The sequence below is a fragment of the Phyllobacterium sp. CCNWLW183 genome, assembly GCF_037203775.1.
Lineage (GTDB): Bacteria > Pseudomonadota > Alphaproteobacteria > Rhizobiales > Rhizobiaceae > Phyllobacterium > Phyllobacterium ifriqiyense.
This window is the reverse complement of the sequence record NZ_JBBCBN010000008.1, coordinates 287442-310590: the sequence shown is the minus strand read 5'-3', so window position 1 is coordinate 310590 and position 23149 is coordinate 287442. Positions and strand designations below refer to the sequence as shown.

Below are 23149 nucleotides of genomic sequence, written 5' to 3'. Positions count from 1 at the left end.
TCCAATTTCCTGGGAAGGCGTGCGGGAAAGACCCCACGCCAGTGCCTAGTTACTGCGTCACGGTCTTTGTGATGGGGCGAGGGGCGTCCCAGACGATGCGGCCAAATGCCTGGTAGGCGGCGAGTGCGGCAGTGTTGTCCAGACCCTCCTCCGCTGTCGCTGGCTTCTTGATCGTTCCGACAAACTGATGAAGCTTCTGGTTTGCTGTGAAGGCGTTATATTCAGCAAACACATGTTCCGGATATGCCAGTTCCGAGATCATACGTTCGACGGCTTTGCGAACAATCTTCTCATCGAGATCGGGAAATTCCTTGACGGCAATTTTGACTGCCTCTTCTGGATACCGGTAGATGTACTGGCTCGCCTTCTCGAAGGCGTTCATGACCTTCTGATGCGTCTCCGGGTTCTTTTCGATGAAAGCCCGAGTGGTGTTCAGACTGGAGAACAGATACGGCCGTGAGGCTGCGGTGAACGAGAAGGCGACATGCAGACCTTGTTCCTCAGCCTGCTCGACGACGGGCGGGTAAGACAGCCCGATGTCGGTCTGACCGGCAAAGACCGATGCCATCTCGCTGCCAATAGGCACCTGAACATTCGCGTAAGTGCCTTCACCAGGTTTGATGTTCAGCTTCTGCGCCAAATAGGTGAGGCGTGCCCACCCAGAATCCGGCTGCGGCTGCGTCGCTATCTTGTAGCCTTTGGACAAGAGATCACTGACGTTCGTTGTCAGCGTGATGTCGGCATTCTTGGCAAGGGCGTAGATTGTTTCCGCGTTGCAAATGGTGCCAACCACGATACCTGGGCCGCCTTGCTCGCGACTGATCGTCGGGAAGACAGGATCCTGAATTGAATAATCGGAGCTTCCGCCCAAAACAGCAGACCAAGCCTGTGAGCCGCCACCTCCTGTTGTGACCTTCATATCGAGTCCTTCCTCCTCAAAGAACCCTGCGTCATTCGCGACGTAGAGGCTGAGATACAGCAAGGACTGGAAGGCTTGGTTAATACGGACGGTCTTCGCCTCTTCTGCCGATGCGAGGTGAGGCGAACCGGCTAGCAATGCCGTGACGGTGAATGCAGTCAGCAATCTATGCATATTCATGAGTTCCCACTCCATTTTTATGGCCCTGACCGGTTGGTCGGGCCTTCGTGTCTCAAGTGCATACGAACAAGTCCCAGCAGTGCCGCGCATCCCTCGGACGGTTGAGCGTCCAAGGGGAGGGTCTGCAGGATTGTGAGTATCTCACTAGACGACCAGTAGTATGTCAGATGTCGAAACTTGTGCAAGTAGAATTAAAACGCGCTATATATTTTAATCGTCAGTAGAATCGCACTTGGGACGCGTTCCCGACTCTGTTGGGTATTCTTGATGCCTTCGCCGCACTTCGCGAGAATAGTAAACTGCGCGGAGCCACTGGACGAGACTGATATGCAACTGATAAACGAGGATAGCCGTATTTGCGGAGATGATGGTGCCGTGGCACAGTAAACACGAGGAATGACGTTTCATGGAGTTGAAAGTGAAGCTTAAGAATGACCAGGATGGGTCAATGGCAGAGAAGGCCTATCGCCGCATTGAAGAAATGATCGTTATGCGTGAGCTCTCTCCCGGAACGATGATATCAGAAGGGCAGCTTGGCACTGAGCTGGGGTGCGGCCGAACTCCAGTACGTGAGGCCCTGCAGCGGCTGAAGCTCGAGGGATATGTCGATGTGCATCCCCGCCGTGGCGCACTGGTAACTTCTGTCGATGTCCTTAAACAGCTTGAGCTGCTCGAAGTGCGTCGGTCGCTCGAAGATCTTATGGCGCGATTGGCCTCCGTTCGCGCGACGGGTGTGGAGCGGCGTCGCCTCACTGAACTGGCTGCCGAGATCACGGCCGCCGCGAATGCTGGAGACCGGCTGGGGTTTTACAACGCCAACAAGCAAATCCACGAGGTAACCGCTGCTGCAACACACAATGAAACGTTCGTCAAGACAATCGGAGCCGTCCACGGACTGTCGCGACGGTTCTGGTATGCCTACATCGGTGAAGAGGAACTCAAGACCGCAGCGGAGCATCATGCAGCTGTCGTTATATCGGTCGCTCACAACGATCCCAAGAAGGCCATCGAGAACGTCGTATTGCTTATGGATTATCTCGAAAGTCTGACGAGAAAAGCAATCGACCGACGTCCCTAGAGAGGGCAGGTCCAGTTCTTGGGATAGTTGCATGAATGGTTGGGTTTGAAAAAAACGGACCTGAACCATTCTGTCCAAGAAAGTGTTTTCCCGTCACCGGTCTCGGTTTCCCATTCTTGCCGGCGGGATTGAGGACACAGCTACATAAATCGGCGGGAGCAGCAGGTAGTCTCTCGACGCGTTTGTATCGCCCGAACCCAACGGAAAAACGCAAGTCCATGGTTCAGCGAATTAGCAGAGCCAGACCGGGAAAAACCCGAGCGTCCACCGCCGATAAACTCAGAAGTCCAATGGTGTTACAGGAAAAACACTCAACTCAACGATCCTACAATTTGGACAGCCAATACTGGATGCAGGCCAATTAGAATTCTGGTGTGACTACTTTGAAGCTTGCAGATATACTTCGGCCACGGCGAGCAGCGTTTGGTCATCGAAGTGCTTGCCTACCAGCATCATTCCGACTGGAAGTCCCTCTGACATTCCGCACGGAATGCTAAGTGCCGGGTGACCGGTCATGTTGAAGGGAGCGGTGTTGGCAACCATGTTCCAGCCGGCCAGCACAAGCTCTTCCGGTGATTGGTTAGGATTGAACTTGTGAGCCTTCATTGGCGTCGTGGGCATAAGAAGAATGTCGACCGTTTCCAGTAACCTGTCATAACCAGACCGGAGAGCCGCACGCATATTTTGTGCCTGAGCGTAGAACTTCCCGTGGTATTCTTGCCTCATGTAAGTGCCGAGCATGAGATTGAATTTTGCCTGGAGCGGCATGTTGTTGCCATTCTGCTGAACACCGGATCCAACGGCTTCCGCAAGCGCGGGATTGTACGCGCCGTCCCAGTGGTAGCCGTGACCATTCCCTTGGAATGTTGCAGTGACACCTTCTGCAAACACCCCCCAAACGATGGGTCCGGCTCTGAGATGATCAGGGTATGATACTTCCGTCACGATCGCGCCGAGCATGGCAAGATCTTTCGCCGCCGAGAGCACGGTCGCATCCACGTCAGGTTCGTGCCCGGCCGTTCCAAACCCCTCCACAAGGATCCCAATTCGAATGTCATTCAGGTCCTTACGCTCCAGAGCGGCCACATAGTCTACAACCGGGATATCCCGCTGCCTTGGGTCATTTGGATCCTTACCCGCTATGACTGCCAACGCCTGCGCCACCTCGCGTGGCGTACGTGCCATCGGCCCGGTGTGATCAAAGGTCAGATCGTATCCCAGGATCCCGGTGTAAGGCACCAGACCGTAAGTCGGCTTGAGGCCAAGGACTCCACACCAGGAGGCAGGTATCCTGATCGAACCGGCCTGATCACCGCCTATGGTGATGTCGACTTCTCCTGACAGCAACGCCGCTGCGGAGCCGCCAGATGAGCCCCCTGCCAGATGGCTTTCGTTGTGAGGATTACGGGTGGGGCCATATGCGCTGGTGTCGCCCGCGCCAGAGAACGCCAGATTGTCCATATTGACAACGCCAACGATATCAGCTCCAGCCCCAAGCAGACGTGTGATGATGGTGGCGTCTTCTGTTGGGGTAAAGTTGATTACCGCAGAGCCACAGGTCATGGGCACACCTGCCAGACTAACGTTGTCTTTTATCGCGATCCGCTTTCCTTGAAGTAGACCTTGCGAAGCGCCTTCGATCAGGAGTTTACGTACAAAGGAGTTACAGAAATTGTCATCCTTGTGCGGTCGAAATCCGGGATCACGACGGGAAGTCTGCTCGGCCTTGGAGCTGTCGAGGTCTTCTTCGAGAATGTCATACTGCTCCAGAATGCGGTCAAAGAGGGCAACGTATGACGCTTCTTCGTCGGGGCCGATGGAAAAGTGATTCTCACTTGCCAACTCACGAAGTCTCTCAAGCGGCGGGCGGCATATGGCCATGGCTGTTCTCCTTTTTATTAGGATAAAGGTCCGGGACTGCACCCCGGACCTACAGATGACAAGCGATAAGCTTAAGGCTTAATCGCGAAGCGTTGCAATGTGCTAATTGCGGCGTCGTGTGAGCAGTTCTCCGCAAATACCTGCCCGGCCTGATAGTCCCAGACTTCCGCCACGCCAAGTGTGTCTGCCTGGAAAAAGCGTTTTGTCGACCTAACGGCAGCAGGGGGAAGCTGGGCAAGGCGCGCAGCAATTTCCCGAGCTTTGCCCAGCGAACCACCAGCGGCAACGAGATAATCGGCAACACCAAGTCTGACGGCCAACTCACCATCGAGTGTCTCGAAGCCCCATACCAGCCGCCGGGCAGTTGTTGCACCAACGCGGCTCGCAAGTGCCTTGAGGCCCCATGGCGGAAGCCAGCCATTTGGAACTTCGGGAAGACTCCACTTCGCGTTCTCGGCGCTCACAACAAGATCGCATGACATTGCGAGAATAAAGCCGCCTCCCAGCGCATGGCCCTCAACCGCAGCAATGACCGGCACGTCAAGAAATCCGATGAGCCGAGCCATGCTGGCCGTGTAGGCCTCATGGGACACCATTCCGGCAACGTCCATGGTTCCAAGTTCCTTAAGGTCGCTGCCGGCGCAAAAGCTCGGTGCAGCACCTGTGAGCACGATTGCGCCAACTTCGGGATCTTGATTAAGTGTCACCAATTTTTTTTCCAGATCCTGAACGAGCTCTGTTCCTAGCGCGTTGCGTCTGGAAGGACGATTGATTGTCAGCGTCGCGACCCGGTCAGTTATTGTGCACTCAAGCATTGGCTTTCTCCCTAACTGGTTGTTGAACTTTGTTGTCCGTGAACAGCGAAGCGTCCATCAACGGCAAAGGATTTTCGATCTGAACCGGCGCATATTCCATGCGGTCGAGAATGTCGCGTTTCACATCAACCCCTGGGGCGACTTCGATCAAGCGAAGTCCGCTCGCGGTCACGTCGAACACAGCTCGTTCCGTGATTATTTTTGCCGTCTGCGCCCGATCGCGGACTCCGTCCCTGACACGGTACGTTACGCTTTCGACCGTTTTAGCAAACTTCGAAATTTTGCCATCCTGAACAATGTTCAGTCGACCATCTTCGAATTCGGTATGAAGTCCAGCTGTCGTGAACGTCCCCGTGAACACGAGACGCTCCGCATTCTGTGCGATGTCGATGAACCCTCCGGAACCAGGATTAGCGGTTCCGAACTTCGAAACATTAACAACGCCGTCAGCGTCGAATTGGGCGAATGCAAGAGCGGCAAACTTGCACAGGCCGCCATCAATTGCGTCAAATTGATAGATCCCATCCATTATGGCGTCTGGATTAATGTTGGCTGAGAACTGCCAGCCGGACATCACTACCCCGCCATATGATCCATGTTCTGTGGTAAACCAGTAGTCATTGCCGGCGCGACCGTTCAACAACCCGTCTTCTGCCATGACAAGCGGAATGTCGGCTGAAGCACCAAACCCGAAGATGCAGAGTTCGCGCTTTCGAACTTCGAGAGCCGCGCGCCGGGCGATAACCTTGTCGGCTGACATAAGCGGGCGCGGGAGCTGGTCGATGGGCACGCGCTTTCCGGAAAAATAGGCCGCGTCAAACGGTGTTTCCGAAGTCATCATCATATTGGGATCGACGACGATATCGTCAACGAAATATCCGGGAACTGATGTTTGTGAGGCAAGTCGCTGCCCGGGCTTCACTATACGGCGGACTTGCGCAATCACCCGCCCTCCACTTGCCTTTGCCGCTAAGATCAGACCGATATTGGCAGATACAAGGGCCTCATCTTCCCAAGAGAGGTTGCCGTGCTCATCCGCGGACGAGGCTCTGACTATCACCACATCCAAGGGCCACGTCGGGTAGTAGAGCAATTGCTCCCCTTCGATATCAATTTTTCGGATGAGGTCATCTTGAGCGCGCGCTGTAAACTTGCCGCCGCCATGTGCCGGATCCACATAAGTGTTCAGTCCGATTCTTGTCAGATAGCCCGGGCTTTTGCGTGCCACTTCGCGTAGCCAGTGCATGGAAGCGCCAATCGGCCACGAATACGCCTCTATGAGGTTTTCCCGGATGAGGCGCATGAGTTCGGGCCGCTTACCAGTCTTCGGATCCACCGGATTGATATAGGACCCGGCGACAATCCGCTTCATGAGCCCCTCTTTGGCAACATGGTCCATACCTTTGATGCCCTGCGCATCGCCTGTTCCGCAGGGAAAATAGAACGTGAGATTACGGGGTGAACCCGACTGCTCAAACCGGTCTCCTAGAGCCTTCAGAACGGCATCCGGGGTGACCCAACCAATAACTCCAACCGACGCGACGGTAGCGTTGTCCGGAATGGATGCTACGGCTTCCTGGGATGTGAGAATTCTTGCCATCTTTCACCTTCTGTCATTCGATCTCTGCCCAGCATGGGCGTTGGGATTCGATCGAGGCAACCCGCGACCGAGATAAGCTCTGACACCAGAGCCAAGGTATTCTTTAAGAATGGGGCTGTGGTGCCTTTGGTTCGGGGGAGCTCCAATCAAAGAACCCTTGTTCGATAATGGCATCAAATCCTCGCTCTAGTCTCCTCCTAACATATCAGTGGTGCACAAGTTAGTCAAACACTTCTTTTTGACGTTGTGGAGTGGCGACACGGCAAATGTGCCGCAAAAAACACTTTAATTTGCAGAAGAACACGACTATTGACGAAGTAACGTCGTGTCCTTGGCGTCAAGAATTTTTAATCTTGGTCCGATTTTGAAACATCTAATATTGACAACTGGTATGTCAAGAGTCTATCAATATTCGGATGGACGGGTCGTTCGCATCTGCGTGTGGCCAGTCGACTTGCTTCGCATCCAAAAAAAACAAAGGGAACAGGAGCTTTGATATGACTGACGAACGCAATCCCAAAGGGGGGCTTACTCGCAAAGAGTTTCTTCGCGGCATGACGGCAGTAACCGTCAGCGGGTTAGCCGCACCTTCCTTATTGAGTGTCACATCCCCGGTACGAGCGGAGGAGGCCGGGCCGATCAAGCTTGGTTTTCTTTTTGATCAGACCGGAGGATTTGGCGAATACGGCCTGCCAGCTGTTCACGCCGCTGAACTGGCGATTGAGGAAATTAACGCTTCGGGCGGTATCAACGGACGTCAGTTGGAGGCGGTCATTGTTGATACGCAATCCGATACATCCCGATACGTGTCCATGGCTCGCATGATGATCGGTCGGGACAAGGTCGACGCGTTGGTCGGGGCGATCGGTAGCCAGGATCGCGAAGCTATCAGGCCTATCGCGCACGCTGCCAAGGTACCCTACTTTTATCCGACTTGCTACGAAGGCGGCGTCGCCGATAGCTGGACGTTTTGCACCGGTGTCGTACCGGAGCAAGGCTTTGCGACACTAATTCCCTATATGATCGAAAAGTATGGGACGAAAGTCTACGATCTGGCGGCGGACTATGTTTGGGGCCAGTTGTCCACCCTATGGCTCACCAAGTACGTCAAGGAAAACAATGGAAACATCGCGGGAATAGAAGCCGTTCCGCTCAATGTGTCAGATTTCAATTCGACGCTCGGCCGCATTCAGGGTGCCAAGCCCAATTGGATTTACTCATCGCTTACCGGCAAGGAGCAGAGCGCGTTCTTCACACAGAAAGCCTCGCTGGAGTTAGATATTCCGCTGTCTGACTTCGTCATCACGCTGGCTCAAGCTGGCGGCCATCGCAGGATGAAGGCTCCCGTGCTTAACGGACTGCATGAGACATTTAGTTACGTCGAGGAACTTCCGGGCGAAAAGAACGCCGACTTTGTAAAGCGGTTCAGAGCCAAGTTTCCTGACGAGGTTTTCATCAGTCAGCCTGCCCAGAACACTTACGTCGCTGTACAGCTTTACGCGAAGGCTGCCGCCTTGGCCGGCACCGTTAAGCCGATCGAAGTCGTGAAGGCGTTGGAAACCGGTATTTCTTACGATGCTCCCGAAGGCACGATCAAAGTTGATCCAAAATCCCACCACGTGTCCCACAGCGTGCACCTCGCGAAGGTCGGAGAGAAGCACGAATTGGAGATACTTAAAAGCTGGGAAAACATTGAGCCATTCTGGCTCGGCAGCATCGGGGTCGATTTGACGAAAAAGCCTGAGAGCCGGCAATATTCGCCGCTCGACACATAAGGCATAAAACCCACTCATGCGGAGGTTTACAGAAGCTTCCGCATGACGATCTGGTGCAACTTCAAGATGTTGGATAATCTCTTAACGGGAGAGCGGGATGTTCGGACTCTTTTATCAGGTACTCTCTACTTTTAGCTTCCTTGTCCTCTCGACGACAGGATTGGCCATCATCTTTGGCGTAATGAACATCATCAATTTCGCGCACGCGTCCTTCATCATGCTCGGCGCCGTGGCGACTGTCTATCTGGTGAGCGCAGGCGGTATGCCAGTCTTTGTGGCGATCCCGGTTTCCGCTCTCGCCGTCGCCGCGGTCGGTGCTGTGCTGGAGGTGACGATTATAAGACGGCTGTATGATCGCAAACTCGACTGTCTGCTCGCTACCTGGGCGGTTAATATTATTATCGTGCAGGCCGTATTCTTGTGGCTTGGTACGAGTCAGCCAGGAATCAGCCAGCCATTCGGCTCGTTCACCTTCCAGGGTGCGTCATACAATTTCTATGAGATTTTTCTCGCTGGCTGTGCAGCGCTTGTACTGGTGACAGTCTTCGCGCTGTTCCAGTTCACCAAGTTTGGCCTTCATGTTCGAGCCGCGATGCAGAACCGCGATATGGCCGAAGGGCTCGGAACTAACACGACATCGATGTACCTCAAAACATTTGCCCTGGGCGCTGGACTGGCGGGTCTGACAGGAGCACTCTATGCGCCGCTGATGCCGGTTTCGCCATATTTCGGGGATCGCTTTCTCTGGCGCGCCTTTACAGTGCTAATCGTTGGTGGCGCGGATCCATTAATCGGTCCGTTGATGTCAAGCGTGGCGCTCGGGGGCGTCTATGGTGGGCTGACCTGGCTTTGGGACTCCGTCGCTGGGTCCATAGGCATACTGCTGGTGACAATGATCTTCATCCGTCTGATGCCCAATGGTTTCACCGGCCTGCTGCAACAGTTCCGCTCTGCAAGGACACGGTGATCTAAATGCAATCGCAACCAAATTTGGGAAACATGTTTACTGCACTCAATGGCCCGCAGACAGAGGGTTCATCTAAGACCTATTGGATTGGCTTTTTTGTCGTCGTTGCACTCGCCTTTGCCTATCCCGTATTTGGCGAAGACTACGCCGTGTCAAATAATGGCTACCTGCTTGTCTGGGCGTTCTTAGGGCTGAGCGTCTGCATCCTGTGGGGCTACACCGGAATATTCAGTTTTGGCCAAACCGCTTTCTTCGGTCTTGCGGGATATGCATATGGGATCATGAGCATTAATATTCCACCGGAATACAGCATGTTGGCGGCCGTATGCGCTGTGGCCGTTGTCATGTTGCTGTCAGCTTTCGTCGGATATATTATTTTCTACGGCGGAGTTTCGTCGCTCTACATCGCGATCTTCACGCTGATGCTGACGCTTCTGGCGGAAACGCTACTGAGCAGGACCTCTGGTCCTCAGTTTAAAATAGGCTCGGCTGCACTGGGTGGCTCCAACGGGATGGTCGGAATTCCGCCGCTGCAGATCGGATTCAGCGACTGGACAGTTGTCTTCATGGACAAACCGTTCTTCTGGCTCGTGGCATCGCTGCTGCTGGCAGTGTTTCTCGGACTTCGTATATTACTCAATTCGAACTGGGGGTACCTTATGGTGGCCACCCGCGAAGACCCTTTGCGCACGCAGCTCTTCGGTTATGACATTCGGTGGATTCAGCTTGTCACTTACGTGATTGCCGGCGGACTTGCAGCGCTTGGAGGCGTACTGTTTGCATCGTGGAACAATTTCATCTCCCCATCGTCAATGGGAATGACAGCAGCGACACTCCCGATTATCTGGGTGGCTGCCGGTGGGCGCTCGAGCATTCTTGCCGTGGTGATATCAACGTTCGCCCTCCAATGGATTAACCAGCAACTTGCTTACGGAGGAGGTGAATACTCGCTGATTTTCTTCGCCGTTCTGCTGTTGGCAACAGTGATGCTCTTCCCAGAGGGAATTGTCACCACGATCGTAAATTGGATCGCGCGGGCACGCACAGATGGGCCTGCAGTTCCTGAGAGCCAGCAGCTTCAGGGAGGCGAGTAATGGCAGATCTCGTAACAGTCACCGACCTCCATAAGTCATTTGGCGGGCTTACGGTTCTAAACGGCATGAGCTTTGCCATACCGGAAGGTGGGATGCGCGTTTTACTCGGACCCAACGGATGCGGAAAATCTACCTTTTTGAAAACGCTCATAGGGCTGCACTCTCCGAACCGCGGCGAGATCCGCCTGGCCGGCGAGCGCATTGATGGTATGCACCCTCATCAGATTGCAAGGCGCGGAGTGAGCACCAAACTGCAGGTGCCGAGCGTTTTCAAAGAGCTGACAGTCTACCAAAATGTACGTATTGCCGTACAGCGCACGGCAAGTGCGTATAATCGTAATTCTCTTATTGAAGAAACGCTCGATATGATCGGGCTCGCCGCTTATGCCAACCTAAAAGCGGGGAACCTGTCACACGGGCACCAACAGTGGCTCGAAATCGGAATGGCGGTCGCCAGCCAGCCTAAACTTCTGCTTTTGGATGAGCCGACTGCAGGAATGACCCCTGAAGAGACGCAGCAGACGGTGCGCATTGTCGCGCGTCTCAACAAGGCGAGGGGCATGAGCGTTGTTATTGTGGAACATGATATTGCGTTTGTTGCTGAATTGGACGCTCCGATACTGGTGCTCAATCAGGGACAGATACTGTTCGAAGGCTCACTGCAGGAGGTTCGCTCCAACCAGAATGTGAGAGATATCTACTTCGGTTCAAGGGCGTAGGGGAACAGCATGCTTCGAATCAACAATTTGACCAGTGGTTATGGCAGCACGGTGGTTCTCAGAAATCTCAGTGTTGTCGTGCCCGAAGGAAAAGTGTCTGCGATTGTCGGTCGAAACGGATCGGGAAAGACGACCTTTATTCGCACGGTTATGGGTTACAACAGACTGCAGTCCGGTACGATCAGCTTCGCCGGTCAGGAGATGGGCCAACTGCCCACTGCGCGCAGGGCCAGGGCGGGTATTGGCTACGTACCGCAGGGCCGGCATATTTTTCCCGATTTAACAGTTGCAGAGAATCTTGAGATGGGTATGGCGGTCGGCTCAGACGCTCCCGGGCGTCGGGACCTGAAAGAACGCATCTATCAGATGTTCCCAATTCTTGCCGAGCGCCGCGACCAAAAAGGCGGAACCATGTCCGGTGGTCAGCAGCAAATGGCTGCTATTGGGCGCGCGCTTATAGGTAATCCGAAGTTGCTTCTGCTCGATGAACCATCAGAGGGCATCCAGCCCTCGATCGTAGGCGATATTGAGAAACACATTCTTCGGCTTAAGGATGAACTTGGGCTGACAATTGTGGTGGCAGAGCAGGACGTTCAGCTGATCAAGGTAGTTGCTGACATATGCCACGTCCTTGAGCGTGGTAGGATCGTCGATACACTTCAACGCGAGGAATTCAAAGATTCGAACGTGCTCGAAATGCGGTTGCAGATTTAAATGCGGTCGTCCGAATTAACGGACCTTCGCAAGTAGGAATCGGTCCCTCCGACGACGTGTCGTGAATTTTAGATTGCCTGCGACGCGTCCTGAATGAGCCACCGAACATAATCGCAGAAAAGCCCAGAGCCTAACGCGGCGTGTTTGGGATGAGCGCTTGGATAATAAGATGAAATCGGTTTTATCGGACTTGGAATAATGGGTACATCGATGGCGCTGCGCCTTTCCGAGGCCGGTGATCAATTGACGGTGTTCATCGCACGTAAGCGAAGCAGGAAGTAGGGTTAGAGAGAACGGCGGCCGCCTAGCCGCCACTCCTGGTGATGCGGCATCAGGTCAGGATTTCGTCCTAACCTGCGTTGGAAACGATCGCGATCTGAAGGAGGTGACTTTGGGCTCGCACGGCGCGTTGACGACGATGCCGGCAGGCTCGATCCTCATTGATCACACAACCGCCTCCAGGCAAGCAGCGCTTGACATCAAAGCGGCCGCCGCTGCGAAAGGCGTTGGTTTCATTGATGCGCCGGTTTCCGGCGGACAGGTCGGCGCCGAAACAGCGGCGCTCACCATCATGTGCGGCGCCTCCGAAACCAACTTCGAAAGGGCCGCGCCGATTCTTTCTTGCTTGGGCAAGTCTGTCACATGATTGGGTCCGGTGGGATCCGGCCAGCTTGCAAAGATGGCAAATCAGATTTGCAGCGCAGGAATAGTGCAAGGCTTGGCGGAGGGCATTCGATTTGCCCAGCTTGCCGGGCTCGACATTGATGCGCTGTTGGCTGCGATGTCCGTGGGAGCATCTACGAGCTGGCATCTGAATAATACAGCAAACACAATGAGCGAAGGTCGTTTCGATTTTGGATTTGCGGTCGATCTGGTGCGCAAGGACCTTGGTCTATGCCTTGAAGAGGCGGCCCGGCTCGGAGCGTCTCTGCCTACGACGGTGCTCATCGACCCGTTTTTTGCGGATTTGCAGCGTGCCGGCAGCGCCCGCTCTGATTGTCGAGCCTCATGCGGTTGTAATGGATTGCGGCCCGATTTGGTCGCCTGCAATCCGGTTGGTGACCAACCAAAAGCTGCATCCTGCTCGACGGGCGGGCGCGACAATACGATTGGCATACTCCGGATTCGAAGTTGAAGCCGCATCACGCCGACCGTTGGCCCGAGCGAGGCGGATAAGTTGCAAGGGCTCGGGCCAGTTGACAGGATAGAGCCGCGACGTCGGGCGTGATCCACCACAAGGTTCTAAGTAATTTCAGGCAAAAATGTCAGAAATGCCGTCTTCCGCAATTTGGAATATGAACAACGCGGATCGCTCCAATCTCACGACGCCCAAGTCGTCCCGTCGTGGATCTCCATGAATTCCTGCGGCGATGGCGTAAAACCTCTCAATTTCTCGTTGAAGACGTGGATATAATTGACATTGCAATGGAACAGCATCGGGCACTCCTCCAGAGTCAAGTCGACGACCTGGTGATAGAGTTGCTCGCGCTTTGCCGGGTCAGTCTCCTCGCGGGCGGTGTCTAACAGGCCGTCCATCGTAGGGTTAACCGAACCACTGGTAGAACCCTTGCTGTGGAGGTGCCACCACATCGCGTCCGGGTCAGGAGCAACAAGTGTCACGTCTTCAAGGTTGTTGGGGTACGTTTTATTGAACCAAAGGTTGTTGAACCCTCCAATATCCAAGTTGCGAATCTTATAGTTAATTCCGATCTGGCTAACCATGGCGGCAACTAGTTCGAGCTCGCGTCGCAGCCAATCCTTATCGCTTGTAACCACCTCGACTTCAGCGCCTTGAAGGCCGGCCTGAGCCATGAGTTGCCTCGCCTTTTCAAGATCACCGTTCTTCGGGTACCTCATCAGCGACTGCCTGAATCCCAGATAACCCTGCGGAATTTGGTTGTCAGTCACAGTGGCTTCGCCACTATAGATTTCGTTAACAATCGCTTCGCGGTCGATTGCATAAGATACTGCCTGCCTGACAAGCTTGTTTTGGAAGGGTGATTGAGCGTCGATCCTTAAATTGAACTGCTGAAAATCCCAGTTCCAACCAGGTGTCCGCGTTACAGAAAAGCCCTTGTTCTCAGAAAATGCCTTGACCTCTTTCGGATCGGGATGGCTCATGAAATCGAATTCCCCGCGATCTAGAGCCTGCAAACGCACACTGGAATCGGGGACAGCCCGATAGAAGAGCTTGTCAAGTTTCGGATAACCCGGACGCCAATAATCCGGATTTCGCACCAACTCGAGTTCATTGCCGCGGCTCGTCTCGAGCATGTACGGCCCTTGACCAATGGGTTTGGCACTGTAAGCCTGATTTCCCATCTCCTTGTGAGCCTTCCCGGACACGATCATCCCGCCGTAGCCCATAGTGACACCAGGAAAGGCGCCAAACGGCCGTTTCGTTTTCACCTCGACCACATATTTTCCGTCCGCTTTGACACTATCGATCGCGAACATGGCAATCCCGACTTGAAAGCTCTTCGATTCCAAGTGGTACATCCATGTGTAAACGACGTCCTCCGCGGTCATTTCTCCATAGCCATGGTGCCACCTGACGCCCTCGCGTATCTTGATGCGCCACGTGGTGGGATCGGGATTGCTCCATTCTTCCGCCAGCCACGGAAGGATCTTGCGATTCTTGTAATCGGTTCGGACCAGCCCATCGAATATGTTCAGCATGGGAAGCCCCGCCTGGATATCCCAGCGCACCACGGGACTTAAGTTGCCGAAGTCGCCGCCGAACGTACCAATCTTAAGGTCCCGCCGTGCAGACTGCGCTATTGCAGGTGTGTACGGCATAAAGTTTGCAACTGCTGCGCCCCCAAGAGCGCCAATCATACTGCGCCGAGTCAAAACGGACTGCCGAATGAGATCTGTCATCATACCCCCTGTCAGTTGTTGATGGCGGGCGCAACGCTTGCCGCTCCGCTCTTATTTTCGCTGGATAAGGAAATCATCAGATCGAATTCATGAGTAGCGCTATCCTGCGCTGTCCGCGATGCCGAAGCGGCATCGCATCGATAGTTCACACACGCCCTCGAAGGGCGATGCCTAAATTAGCGCACCGATCGCTAAATACGGTGCTTTTTAGCAGCCCGGATTGGTGCTTAGTTGAGGGCTTATCAGCTCTGAGGATTTCCATGACCATCCTAGAAAGTTCCAGAATCATCCCGAACGTCAACAAAGAACAGAAGATTTCCCGCGCCGACTATGTTGGCGAGGCCATAGACAGGGTTGTCACGATCGAAGCGAAGAATATGGGGATGCCCCATAACAATCTCGCTGCGATGTACGCCGCTGCCCGCATCGCAGCTGGAGGCCGGCCAATCTCGATGGTGGCTGCCGAAAAGCTATGCGCAGCGATAAAGCCCGGGGACCGCGTTCTGCTGCTCAGCGGCGCAGGCTATGCTCCTGCCATGCCAAAAGGGGAAAACGACGGCCCGCCCGGCGTCGCGTCGCTGGCAAAGGTCTTGTACAGGGGGCTCGGGGCCGTTCCCGTCTACGTTGCCGAGAAATGCCATGTCGACCCCATTGTGGCATCCAGCCATGCCGCCGGCGTAATGGTCAAGGAGTATCGCCATGCAAAGGACTTACGGCTGGGCGCCTCGCTTGTCGTTGCGCCGACTGGTCAAGCCGATGTACCGGAATGGGTGACGGCGACACTCGACGAAATGAAACCAGTCGCCGTGATAAGTGCCGAACGGCTAGGGCCTGCTGCTGACGGTGTGATATACAGCGCCACAGCTCTTCCTTTCTCCGGATTAAACACAACGGTCGAGCATGACACAATTGACATCGCCGGACTTGTCACAGAGGCAACCAAGCGCGGCATATTGACCATTGGGATTGGCGACCATGGCAATGAGATAGGTTTCGGATTGATCCGCGAAGCGGTCTCTCGGGCAATGCCGAAAGGCGGCACGCTTTGCACGGTTGTACCGACTGATGTATTGTTGCCAGCGATGATGTCGAATTGGGGCTGTTACGCTATCGAAGCGGCTATAGCCTTTCTGCTGAACCGGTCGTCTCTCATTCATTCACCAATTGATGAAGAGCGGATTCTTAGAGCGTGCCTGGGTGCTGGCGGCCTTGAGGCGATTTTCACCAACACAGAATTCATAGCCGATGGGCTTGACGGCGAAACCTCAATGGCCTGCATGCAGTTTTTGGGAAATATCGTGCGTAAATCGATGGAAGTCAGCACAACGGGTCTCGCTCATTGAGCGAGATCAAGTCTGATCTATTGTTCCCCATTTGCTCGACTTGCGATAGATTCGGAAAGTAAGGACGCCGCGAAGGCCTCCTGAGGAACCGCCTCGTGCGGGGCAAGCCACCTTTGCCGGTTGAACGCCGCGTAGGGAGCAGCGGCGTCGTAAACGCGGCGTAGTTCGTCCACCGCATTCGAGTGAAGATCAACCCGGAGATCGACTCCATCGAATTCAGAACGTCCGCAAACCAAGATTGCAGCCGATCGTTCTGGCAGGCGGCCCATTGCACCCATCTGTCCACCTGCGTCCCGACCCGCTTCCAAGGCGACGATCAGACGTTGCGAAAGTGCGTTACCATCCGAGTGCTCGAAGGCTTCGGCCATGGCGTCCACCACGGCCCCGCCGGCCAATACATTGCCGAAGGCCGCATATCCATCACCAGTGCGGTGGCCCGCCCAACCGCGATTGTTGCTTCCTGTGTAAACGGCCGCCCGTCCACACCGGTCCAACAACCCAAGTTGGCGGAACGATTTATCGGCATCGCCCCGAACGAGTATCTCGACAGCCTGACCAGCGGAAAAGCCCTGCTCGAGGAGTGAAAGGCCCAGCGACTTCATTTCCGGATTAACAAAAGCTTGGCTACTCAGTGCCCCGGTATGCGTTTTGGCTACCGGGCAAAGGCTTCCAACTGCAATTGAGTAGGTGGCAACAGCTACACCCAGTTCGCCGGTGTCGTGGCAATATCCCAAAACGGTATAAGTCATCCGGCTGTCCTATGCATTCTGGTCTCCTCCTCAAAGCTGGACGCACGCAGCATATTGCTCCTCCCCAAGCTTTCGCATGATGGGGTCCGCCAAAGCGCATTCCGGACCGGCTTGCGGACATCTTGTCCGGAACCGACAGCCGGACGGCAGATCGGCCGGACTTGGAAGATCGCCCTGAAGCACGATCCGCTCCCGGCGTTGCTCAATGTCAGGATCAGGAACGGGAACCGCCGAGAGGAGGGCGCGTGTGTAAGGATGACGGGGATCGCTGAACAGTTTGTCGCGGCTGGCCTGTTCGACAATTCGTCCCAAATACATCACTGCGATGTTGTCGCTTATATGTTTCACCACGGACATATCGTGGGAAATAAACAAGTAAGAAATGCCGAATTCTTTTTGGAGGCTCTGCAGCAGATTTATAATCTGTGCCTGGATTGAGACATCAAGGGCAGATACCGGTTCATCACAGATGATTATGGACGGCTGCACGGCCAGCGCCCTGCAGATTGCAATGCGCTGGGCCTGTCCGCCAGACAGCTCATGCGGAAACCGCTGGATGAAATGCGAAGGAATTCCAACGATATCGAGCAGTTGCCGGATACGGGGTAACCGCTGTCTGCCTTTTGCGAGACCATGTATTTCAAGAGCCTTTCCAATGAGATCGCCAATCGACATGCGTGGATCAAGGGATGCAGCCGCATCCTGGAATATGATCTGTACGCGCTGGCGAAAATCTCGCATCTCCCGCTTCGACAGCTTGAGCAGGTCGACGCCATCGAAAAAAGCGCTTCCGGCGCTTGCCTTCGTGAGGCGGAGCAGGGCGTAGCCGGTCGTCGATTTACCGCATCCCGACTCGCCGACAAGGCCAAGGGTTTTACCCCGCTCAAGCGTGAAAGTTACTTTGTCGACCGCGCGAATGATCGGGAAGGCACCACGGCCCGGAAAAGAAACCGAGAGCTCTCTAACATCCAAAAGTGGGATCTTCATAATCTATGATCTCCAGTGAGAACGTAGATCCGCGAAGCAACTGGCAAAATGTTGCGGCTCGCGTTCAGCCGTGAATGGGGCATGGAGCTCGCACTCGTCTACCTTCACATTGCAGCGCGGTAAGAACGGGCAGAGCGCGATGGGGTTACGAAGATCTGGTGGCAACCCGGGAATGGGTTTGAGTGACTGCTCCATAGCGTCGATCCTAGGTGTGCATGCCATTAATCCAATAGTGTATCCGTGGGAAGGCTTGTAAAATACTTCCCGGACCGTACCACTTTCCACAATGCGTCCGGCATACATAACATTGATCCGATCGCAGAGATTCGCCACTATACCAAGATCGTGGCTGATCCAGATCACCGAAGTTCCCAGGTCCTTCACCAAGCCCTTTAACAGCTCAACAATCTGCGCTTGCACCGTGACATCAAGCGCTGTCGTCGCTTCATCCGCGATCAGAAGAGAGGGCCGACATGAAAGTGCAATCGCAATCATAACACGCTGTCTCATCCCGCCGGAAAACTCGTGCGGATAGGCATTAAGGCGTGATTCCGCCATCGGAATGCCAACCATTTCAAGTAAATCAATGGCTCTTCGACGCGCAGCTTTCCTGTCTAGGCGTAAATGGCGAACTAGCGTTTCCGTAAGCTGCCGACCAATCGTCAGGACTGGGTTAAGCGAACGCATCGGATCCTGAAAAATCATGGCAATTTGATTCGATCGGATGTCAAGCATCTGCCGCTCATTTAATGACAACAGATCAATTCCGTTGAATTTCATGGCATCGGCTTGAATAAGTCCTGCAGGTTGCGGGATAAGCCTCATTATTGAAAGTGCGGTTACGCTCTTTCCACTTCCGCTTTCTCCGACCATTCCAATAATTTCACCGGCATTGAGGGTGAAGCTAACGCCATCAACAGAACGCACTGTTCCGCGGCTTGAGGTGAATGTTGTCCGCAGGTTCCTCACTTCAAGTAGAGGTGAAATCATGGCTGGGCTTTCTTCATAACGATGGCCCTTCTCGCGCGCCATGATTTCGGATCTAGCGAGTCGCGAAGACCATCACCGATGAAATTGATGGAGACTACGCACAATGTGATTGCTGCGGTGGGCGCAAGGAACAGCCACGGCGCGTCGGCGATGAATCGCCGGGCCTCGGCAAGGTCCCGTCCCCAGGACGGCATGGGTGGTTGCGTGCCAATGCCAAGAAAACTCAAGGATGCCTCCGTTATGATCGCTGCGGAGAAGCAGATCGTCATCTGAACAACGATGGCTGAAAGGATGTTCCTCAGGATGTGGCAAAGGATCACCCGCCCCGTACTCGCTCCCAACGCGCGCGTTGCTGTCACGTAAGTTTCCTTGCTCACCGATAATGTCGCGCCTCGCACAATGCGGGCAAGGACGGGGACTTGGACCACCCCGAGTGCGATCATGACGTTTTGTAAGTCCGGTCCCAGAAGACCGACGACCGCGACGCCGAGCAAGAGCGGAGGAAAGGTTAGAAAGCCGTCCATGAGGCGCATGAGCGCGTTATCGGTGCGCCCGCCTACGTAGCCTGCCAGTAGTCCGATAGGCACTCCGAACAACAGGGCAAACGCGGTTACACCAATGCCAACGAGCAGCGACACCCGCGCTCCCCAGATGAGGCGACTCAACATGTCTCGACCAAAGTGGTCCGTGCCAAGAAGAAAATGGAAAGAGGGAGGCTCCAGCTTTACTCCAAGTTGGATTCGCGTGGGATCAAATGGAGCGATGACGGGGGCGAGTATGGCGGCAATGCAAACTATCAAAAAACAAAACAGACCGGCTGTCGCTGCCCGATTTGTGAAGAACTGGCGTAACGCGAGCGTGAACCCTGTCTCAAAGGCCGGCATCGGCGAATATGTCGAGGCGTGACGGTCAGATGATTTTATGGGTGACATTGGTCAATACCTGATACGGGGGTCAAGGTAGGAGTAAACGACGTCGGCGATGATGTTCGCGAGTAGAAAAAACGTTGCGATAATCAGCGTAAAGCCTTGGATAACCGGGAAATCTCGGCTGACGACCGCGTTCAGGATTGCCGATCCCATCCCCGGAATCGCGAATGTATATTCGATGGTCACCTGTATTCCGATAAGGTACCCGAATTGGATCGCAACCATTGTCACGAATGGTATCATCGCGTTTTTGAGCGCATGGGTGAACAGGCGCGTAACCGGCAGGAGGCCCTTCGCGCGGGCAGTTCTCATATAGTCCTGATCCAGAACTTCAATCATGCTTGCCCGCAAAAGCCTCGTCAGAACCGCAACCTGAAGCATTCCAAGTGCAAGCGATGGCAGGATGTAGGGAGCGAGCACGCCGGCGAAGCCGTCGCTGGAAGAACCAATTCCGGTTATCGGCAGCCACTCAAGCGTAACGGAAAAGATAAAGATGAGGATCAGTGCAAGGGAGAAGTTGGGAATCGAGAATCCTAACAGAGTTATGCCCGTTGAGAGATAATCGACCCAACTGTTGCGCTTCAAAGCCGAAATGATTCCTAGCGGTATAGAAACGATGATGGCGAACGACATGGCAATGCTCGCCAGCTTCATACTTATTGGCAATCGTTCAGCCAGCAGATCGACCACCGGCTGATTCAGTCGGATTGACTGCCCTAGATCACCGTGAATGAGGTCAACAATCCAGTAGAGATATTGCCAGATCAGTGGCTGATCCAACCGAAATGTCGCTCGAAGGGCCGCAGCCGCTTCCGGAGACGTCTGCATGCCCAGCATGATTTGGACCGGGTCACCAGGCGTCATCCGAATGACAACAAATATCGTCACGGTGACGACGAACAGGACCACGGGAATTTGGGCTATTCTTCTCAGAATGTAGTATGTCAAAGACTTCCCCTTTGCCGCTGGACTCGTTTATCCGCATGCTCAAAAGAGTGTTGCGGACAGTGTTCAAGCTGAGAGGAACAGTAAAGCTATTGTGGCGACCTAAAAGCGCTATATTTAGATGAAACTGATGCCGTCAAGGCATCACGGGCGGTGGGTCTGAGACGTGGCATCCAGTTGATGGGCAATTACACCGGCCATTTTCTCTGCAGCGAGCGGTAGAGATCGGCCTTCCAGCGCCATAATCGTCACAGTACCAGCAATCTCCGGGTCATTGAATGGAACGACGCGGAGTTGTCCGCTGTCCATACTCTGCGAGACAGTGTGCCTCAACAGCGGAGCAACACATCCTCCCAGTGTTGCAAACCGATGGAGGAGTTCGACGGAGTTCGTCTCAAGCTGGGGAGTGAACTTAATTCCGGCATTTCGGCAGGCACGATCAATTACGATGCGAGCACCGCTTCGGGACGGCGAAAGCGCAACCGGATAGCGGGCAACCTCGATAATGGACACCTGCTCCTTTGGTGCAAGCGGATGCATCGGAGACATGACAGCCAGAAGGGGCTCAACGCGCTCGTACAAGAGTCGAATATCCGCGTCCACAATCGGGCTGAAACCAAGGCCAAGATCAGCTTGCCCGACTTGCACGGCTTGAACCACCTCGTCCGTAGTCGCGATCGTCACCGAATAAGTGATCCCTGGATAGAGCGACTGGAATGACATGAGGGCACGGGGAAGGATGTAGTGAACCATCGTCTCGATCGCGCATATCCTGACGTGTCCGCGTTCCAGGCCGAGAAGTTCATCGAGCTCCGACCGCAGTCGGTCCACATCCAACATTGTGTTTTTGGTGAAGGTGAAGAGCAATTGCCCCGCCTCGGTTAAGGCTACACCGCGCGAATGCCGGTCGAATAGCTCCATGCCAAGCTCAAATTCCAATGACTGCAGTTGTCGGCTTACGGCGGACTGCGCAACATTTAAGGCTGCCGAAGCCGCGCGGATAGAGCCGCTCGATGCGACGGAAGAAAAATAACGTAAGGATGTCTTTAACATTTATGCACTCCGGTTTGCTTTCTTGGCATCGCCGCGACCGAATATTAGCGCTTTTCGGCAAACCGCAAGCATGTTTTATCTCCGCGACCGCAATCGAAGGAGAATAAACATGGCCGATACGCTCGCAAACAGTCCCTCCTATATCTCCTACAGAAGAGAGAACCCGTTCTCCCACGCTGACTTTGTTGGCGATGCAATCGATCAGTTAGTCACCATTGAAGCCAAGAACCTGGGAATGCCTCACGGTGTCCTGAAGCCGCTTTACGATCACGCGCGACAGCTCTCGGGAGGGCGACCGATTTCGATGGTATGCGCGGAAAGGCTGTTGGAGACATTGCAGCCCGGCGACACTGTGCTTGTTCTTACAGGGGCGGGGTATGCGCCGACGCTTCCACAAGGCGAGAATGATGGCCCCCCCGGCGCCGCGTCTTTGGCACGGGCCCTCTATAAGGGACTCGGCGCGGTTCCCGTATATGCCGTTGAAGAGTGCCATTCGGCGCCGATGATAGCGTCAAGCCATGCTGCAGGTATCATGGTAAAGTCGTTTGAGGAGGCCCGCGACTTTCGTCTTGGGGCAGCCTTGGCCATTGCACCATTGTCACAAGAAGGAGTTACCGAATGGGTGGAGCATATCTTCGACACAATGAAGCCCAAGGCTCTGATCACGACCGAGCGCCTGGGGCCGGGAGATGGAAATATCATCCATAACTCGACCGGTCATCCATGGTCGGGTCCTAATCGGGAAGTCAAGCATGATGTCGTTGACATTGCGCCGCTTGTCGACGAAGCCAACAGAAGGGGAATCCTCACCATTGGCATCGGAGATCACGGCAACGAACTCGGGTTCGGCTCGATCCGTGAGACTGTTGTGCAAGTTCTCCCGAGAGGTGACAAGATGGGTACAGTAACCCCAACGCAGGTGCTGCTACCCGTGATGATGTCCAATTGGGGATGTTACGCAATTCAGGCGGCTCTTGCCTTCCTACTGAAAAGTCCGGCCCTTGTACACGGGATGGAGGATGAGCGCCGCATCGTCCGCGCCTGTCTGGATGCGGGCGGATTGGAAGCGATCAATTGCTCGACCGACGCATGGGTCGATGGTCTAGACTTGGAGTCGTCAATGGCTTGCGTCCAGTTGTTGAGCAATATTATCAGAAAAGCGCTGGAGCCCCACTCCGCTGGTTTGATACACTAGCACTTGTTGAGTGGATGAAAAAAAGACCGGCTTGATCGGACCTGAGCGATAGGCGCGCTGTGCGGATTTGATTGCGTGAGGCTGCCATAACCAGAATTGTCGCGACTATAGAGAAGAGCCCTTGGCAAGGTGCGGCAGGCGATCAGCAAGCATGATTGCGGAGACTTTGGCTTTATGTCGAAGCCACATGGCCTTCGAGTGGTGGTTTATTTCGAAGAGGTAACCGTCACTGATTTGTTCCGGTCTTTATCGCGATCTGCGGTCGCCTAAGCCGCGCTCGCGAGTAAACAAAGACAGTGAACCGCGAGGCCCTCCGTCTTCCGTCTTCAGCAAAGG

General features: G+C 54.5%; 19 protein-coding genes and 1 pseudogene. 9 read left to right on the top strand and 11 right to left on the bottom strand.

From position 1 onward, the window contains the following. Window positions 1-49: 49 nt before the first annotated feature. Entirely contained in the window at window positions 50-1099 is a 1050-nt protein-coding gene (locus V9K95_RS19160) for an ABC transporter substrate-binding protein (protein ID WP_336441551.1), read from the bottom strand. Window positions 1100-1547: 448 nt separating this feature from the next. Between V9K95_RS19160 and V9K95_RS19155 the strand changes: the two genes are divergently transcribed. After that, window positions 1548-2177: a GntR family transcriptional regulator gene (locus tag V9K95_RS19155; protein WP_336441552.1), complete on the top strand. Its 630-nt coding sequence runs from the start codon at window positions 1548-1550 to the stop codon at window positions 2175-2177. Window positions 2178-2555: 378 nt separating this feature from the next. Here the strand turns inward: V9K95_RS19155 and V9K95_RS19150 are convergent, their stop codons facing one another. The 3 genes from V9K95_RS19150 to V9K95_RS19140 all read right to left on the bottom strand — a co-directional run bounded on the left by V9K95_RS19150 (window position 2556) and on the right by V9K95_RS19140 (window position 6473). Then, a complete protein-coding gene (locus V9K95_RS19150; RefSeq protein WP_336441553.1) occupies window positions 2556-4058 on the bottom strand; it encodes an amidase in 1503 nt (500 codons plus the stop codon). A gap of 71 nt (window positions 4059-4129) precedes the next feature. After that, window positions 4130-4873 (bottom strand): enoyl-CoA hydratase/isomerase family protein, encoded by a 744-nt coding sequence (locus tag V9K95_RS19145; RefSeq protein WP_336441554.1) that lies wholly within the window; start codon window positions 4871-4873, stop codon window positions 4130-4132. Beyond that, window positions 4866-6473: an acyl CoA:acetate/3-ketoacid CoA transferase gene (locus V9K95_RS19140; protein WP_336441555.1), complete on the bottom strand. Its 1608-nt coding sequence runs from the start codon at window positions 6471-6473 to the stop codon at window positions 4866-4868. Before V9K95_RS19140 ends, V9K95_RS19145 begins: the two co-directional genes overlap by 8 nt. A 497-nt stretch (window positions 6474-6970) precedes the next feature. On the opposite strand from V9K95_RS19140, the gene V9K95_RS19135 reads away from it, so the two are divergent. The 6 genes and pseudogenes from V9K95_RS19135 to V9K95_RS19110 all read left to right on the top strand — a co-directional run. Continuing rightward, window positions 6971-8248, top strand: a complete 1278-nt coding sequence (locus tag V9K95_RS19135) for an ABC transporter substrate-binding protein (protein WP_336441556.1) — start codon at window positions 6971-6973, stop codon at window positions 8246-8248. A 97-nt stretch (window positions 8249-8345) separates the two neighbouring features. After that, window positions 8346-9215: a branched-chain amino acid ABC transporter permease gene (locus V9K95_RS19130; protein ID WP_336441557.1), complete on the top strand. Its 870-nt coding sequence runs from the start codon at window positions 8346-8348 to the stop codon at window positions 9213-9215. Between the two features lie 5 nt (window positions 9216-9220). Beyond that, window positions 9221-10309 (top strand): branched-chain amino acid ABC transporter permease, encoded by a 1089-nt coding sequence (locus tag V9K95_RS19125; RefSeq protein WP_336441558.1) that lies wholly within the window; start codon window positions 9221-9223, stop codon window positions 10307-10309. After that, window positions 10309-11028 (top strand): ABC transporter ATP-binding protein, encoded by a 720-nt coding sequence (locus V9K95_RS19120; protein WP_336441559.1) that lies wholly within the window; start codon window positions 10309-10311, stop codon window positions 11026-11028. The genes V9K95_RS19125 and V9K95_RS19120 overlap by 1 nt, the downstream gene beginning before the upstream one ends. Before the next feature lie 9 nt (window positions 11029-11037). After that, complete coding sequence (locus tag V9K95_RS19115; RefSeq protein ID WP_336441560.1) at window positions 11038-11742, top strand: ABC transporter ATP-binding protein; 705 nt, start codon at window positions 11038-11040, stop codon at window positions 11740-11742. Between the two features lie 198 nt (window positions 11743-11940). Next, window positions 11941-12739, top strand: a pseudogene (locus tag V9K95_RS19110) (NAD(P)-dependent oxidoreductase); the annotation flags it as partial. Window positions 12740-13062: 323 nt separating this feature from the next. Here the strand turns inward: V9K95_RS19110 and V9K95_RS19105 are convergent. Continuing rightward, a complete protein-coding gene (locus V9K95_RS19105; protein WP_336441561.1) occupies window positions 13063-14622 on the bottom strand; it encodes an ABC transporter substrate-binding protein in 1560 nt (519 codons plus the stop codon). Window positions 14623-14882: 260 nt separating this feature from the next. Between V9K95_RS19105 and V9K95_RS19100 the strand changes: the two genes are divergently transcribed. Continuing rightward, window positions 14883-15965 (top strand): glutamate cyclase domain-containing protein, encoded by a 1083-nt coding sequence (locus V9K95_RS19100; RefSeq protein ID WP_336441562.1) that lies wholly within the window; start codon window positions 14883-14885, stop codon window positions 15963-15965. Window positions 15966-15982: 17 nt separating this feature from the next. Here the strand turns inward: V9K95_RS19100 and V9K95_RS19095 are convergent, their stop codons facing one another. From V9K95_RS19095 to V9K95_RS19070, 6 genes are all read right to left on the bottom strand, one after another. After that, window positions 15983-16714: a DUF1028 domain-containing protein gene (locus V9K95_RS19095; protein WP_336441563.1), complete on the bottom strand. Its 732-nt coding sequence runs from the start codon at window positions 16712-16714 to the stop codon at window positions 15983-15985. Between the two features lie 30 nt (window positions 16715-16744). Next, window positions 16745-17701, bottom strand: coding sequence for an ABC transporter ATP-binding protein (locus tag V9K95_RS19090; protein ID WP_336441564.1), 957 nt, complete (start codon window positions 17699-17701; stop codon window positions 16745-16747). Between the two features lie 3 nt (window positions 17702-17704). Further along, complete coding sequence (locus tag V9K95_RS19085) at window positions 17705-18733, bottom strand: ABC transporter ATP-binding protein (protein ID WP_336441565.1); 1029 nt, start codon at window positions 18731-18733, stop codon at window positions 17705-17707. Next, window positions 18688-19623 (bottom strand): ABC transporter permease, encoded by a 936-nt coding sequence (locus V9K95_RS19080; RefSeq protein WP_336441566.1) that lies wholly within the window; start codon window positions 19621-19623, stop codon window positions 18688-18690. Before V9K95_RS19080 ends, V9K95_RS19085 begins: the two co-directional genes overlap by 46 nt. Window positions 19624-19626: 3 nt before the next feature. Then, complete coding sequence (locus tag V9K95_RS19075; protein ID WP_336441567.1) at window positions 19627-20568, bottom strand: ABC transporter permease; 942 nt, start codon at window positions 20566-20568, stop codon at window positions 19627-19629. A gap of 141 nt (window positions 20569-20709) precedes the next feature. Next, entirely contained in the window at window positions 20710-21618 is a 909-nt protein-coding gene (locus V9K95_RS19070; protein WP_336441568.1) for a LysR family transcriptional regulator, read from the bottom strand. Window positions 21619-21727: 109 nt separating this feature from the next. Between V9K95_RS19070 and V9K95_RS19065 the strand changes: the two genes are divergently transcribed. After that, window positions 21728-22813, top strand: coding sequence for a glutamate cyclase domain-containing protein (locus tag V9K95_RS19065; RefSeq protein ID WP_336441569.1), 1086 nt, complete (start codon window positions 21728-21730; stop codon window positions 22811-22813). Window positions 22814-23149: the final 336 nt, after the last annotated feature.

What these genes read in the sequence shown, in the direction of transcription:
- V9K95_RS19130 (WP_336441557.1), top strand. Translation starts at nt 8,346, where the DNA reads ATGTTCGGACTCTTTTATCAGGTACTCTCTACTTTTAGCTTCCTTGTC.
- V9K95_RS19140 (WP_336441555.1), bottom strand. Translation starts at nt 6,473, where the DNA reads ATGGCAAGAATTCTCACATCCCAGGAAGCCGTAGCATCCATTCCGGAC.
- V9K95_RS19135 (WP_336441556.1), top strand. Translation starts at nt 6,971, where the DNA reads ATGACTGACGAACGCAATCCCAAAGGGGGGCTTACTCGCAAAGAGTTT.
- V9K95_RS19160 (WP_336441551.1), bottom strand. Translation starts at nt 1,099, where the DNA reads ATGAATATGCATAGATTGCTGACTGCATTCACCGTCACGGCATTGCTA.
- V9K95_RS19095 (WP_336441563.1), bottom strand. Translation starts at nt 16,714, where the DNA reads ATGACTTATACCGTTTTGGGATATTGCCACGACACCGGCGAACTGGGT.
- V9K95_RS19115 (WP_336441560.1), top strand. Translation starts at nt 11,038, where the DNA reads ATGCTTCGAATCAACAATTTGACCAGTGGTTATGGCAGCACGGTGGTT.
- V9K95_RS19145 (WP_336441554.1), bottom strand. Translation starts at nt 4,873, where the DNA reads ATGCTTGAGTGCACAATAACTGACCGGGTCGCGACGCTGACAATCAAT.
- V9K95_RS19125 (WP_336441558.1), top strand. Translation starts at nt 9,221, where the DNA reads ATGCAATCGCAACCAAATTTGGGAAACATGTTTACTGCACTCAATGGC.
- V9K95_RS19070 (WP_336441568.1), bottom strand. Translation starts at nt 21,618, where the DNA reads ATGTTAAAGACATCCTTACGTTATTTTTCTTCCGTCGCATCGAGCGGC.
- V9K95_RS19150 (WP_336441553.1), bottom strand. Translation starts at nt 4,058, where the DNA reads ATGGCCATATGCCGCCCGCCGCTTGAGAGACTTCGTGAGTTGGCAAGT.
- V9K95_RS19105 (WP_336441561.1), bottom strand. Translation starts at nt 14,622, where the DNA reads ATGACAGATCTCATTCGGCAGTCCGTTTTGACTCGGCGCAGTATGATT.
- V9K95_RS19120 (WP_336441559.1), top strand. Translation starts at nt 10,309, where the DNA reads ATGGCAGATCTCGTAACAGTCACCGACCTCCATAAGTCATTTGGCGGG.
- V9K95_RS19155 (WP_336441552.1), top strand. Translation starts at nt 1,548, where the DNA reads ATGGCAGAGAAGGCCTATCGCCGCATTGAAGAAATGATCGTTATGCGT.
- V9K95_RS19100 (WP_336441562.1), top strand. Translation starts at nt 14,883, where the DNA reads ATGACCATCCTAGAAAGTTCCAGAATCATCCCGAACGTCAACAAAGAA.
- V9K95_RS19065 (WP_336441569.1), top strand. Translation starts at nt 21,728, where the DNA reads ATGGCCGATACGCTCGCAAACAGTCCCTCCTATATCTCCTACAGAAGA.
- V9K95_RS19090 (WP_336441564.1), bottom strand. Translation starts at nt 17,701, where the DNA reads ATGAAGATCCCACTTTTGGATGTTAGAGAGCTCTCGGTTTCTTTTCCG.
- V9K95_RS19080 (WP_336441566.1), bottom strand. Translation starts at nt 19,623, where the DNA reads ATGTCACCCATAAAATCATCTGACCGTCACGCCTCGACATATTCGCCG.
- V9K95_RS19085 (WP_336441565.1), bottom strand. Translation starts at nt 18,733, where the DNA reads ATGGCGCGCGAGAAGGGCCATCGTTATGAAGAAAGCCCAGCCATGATT.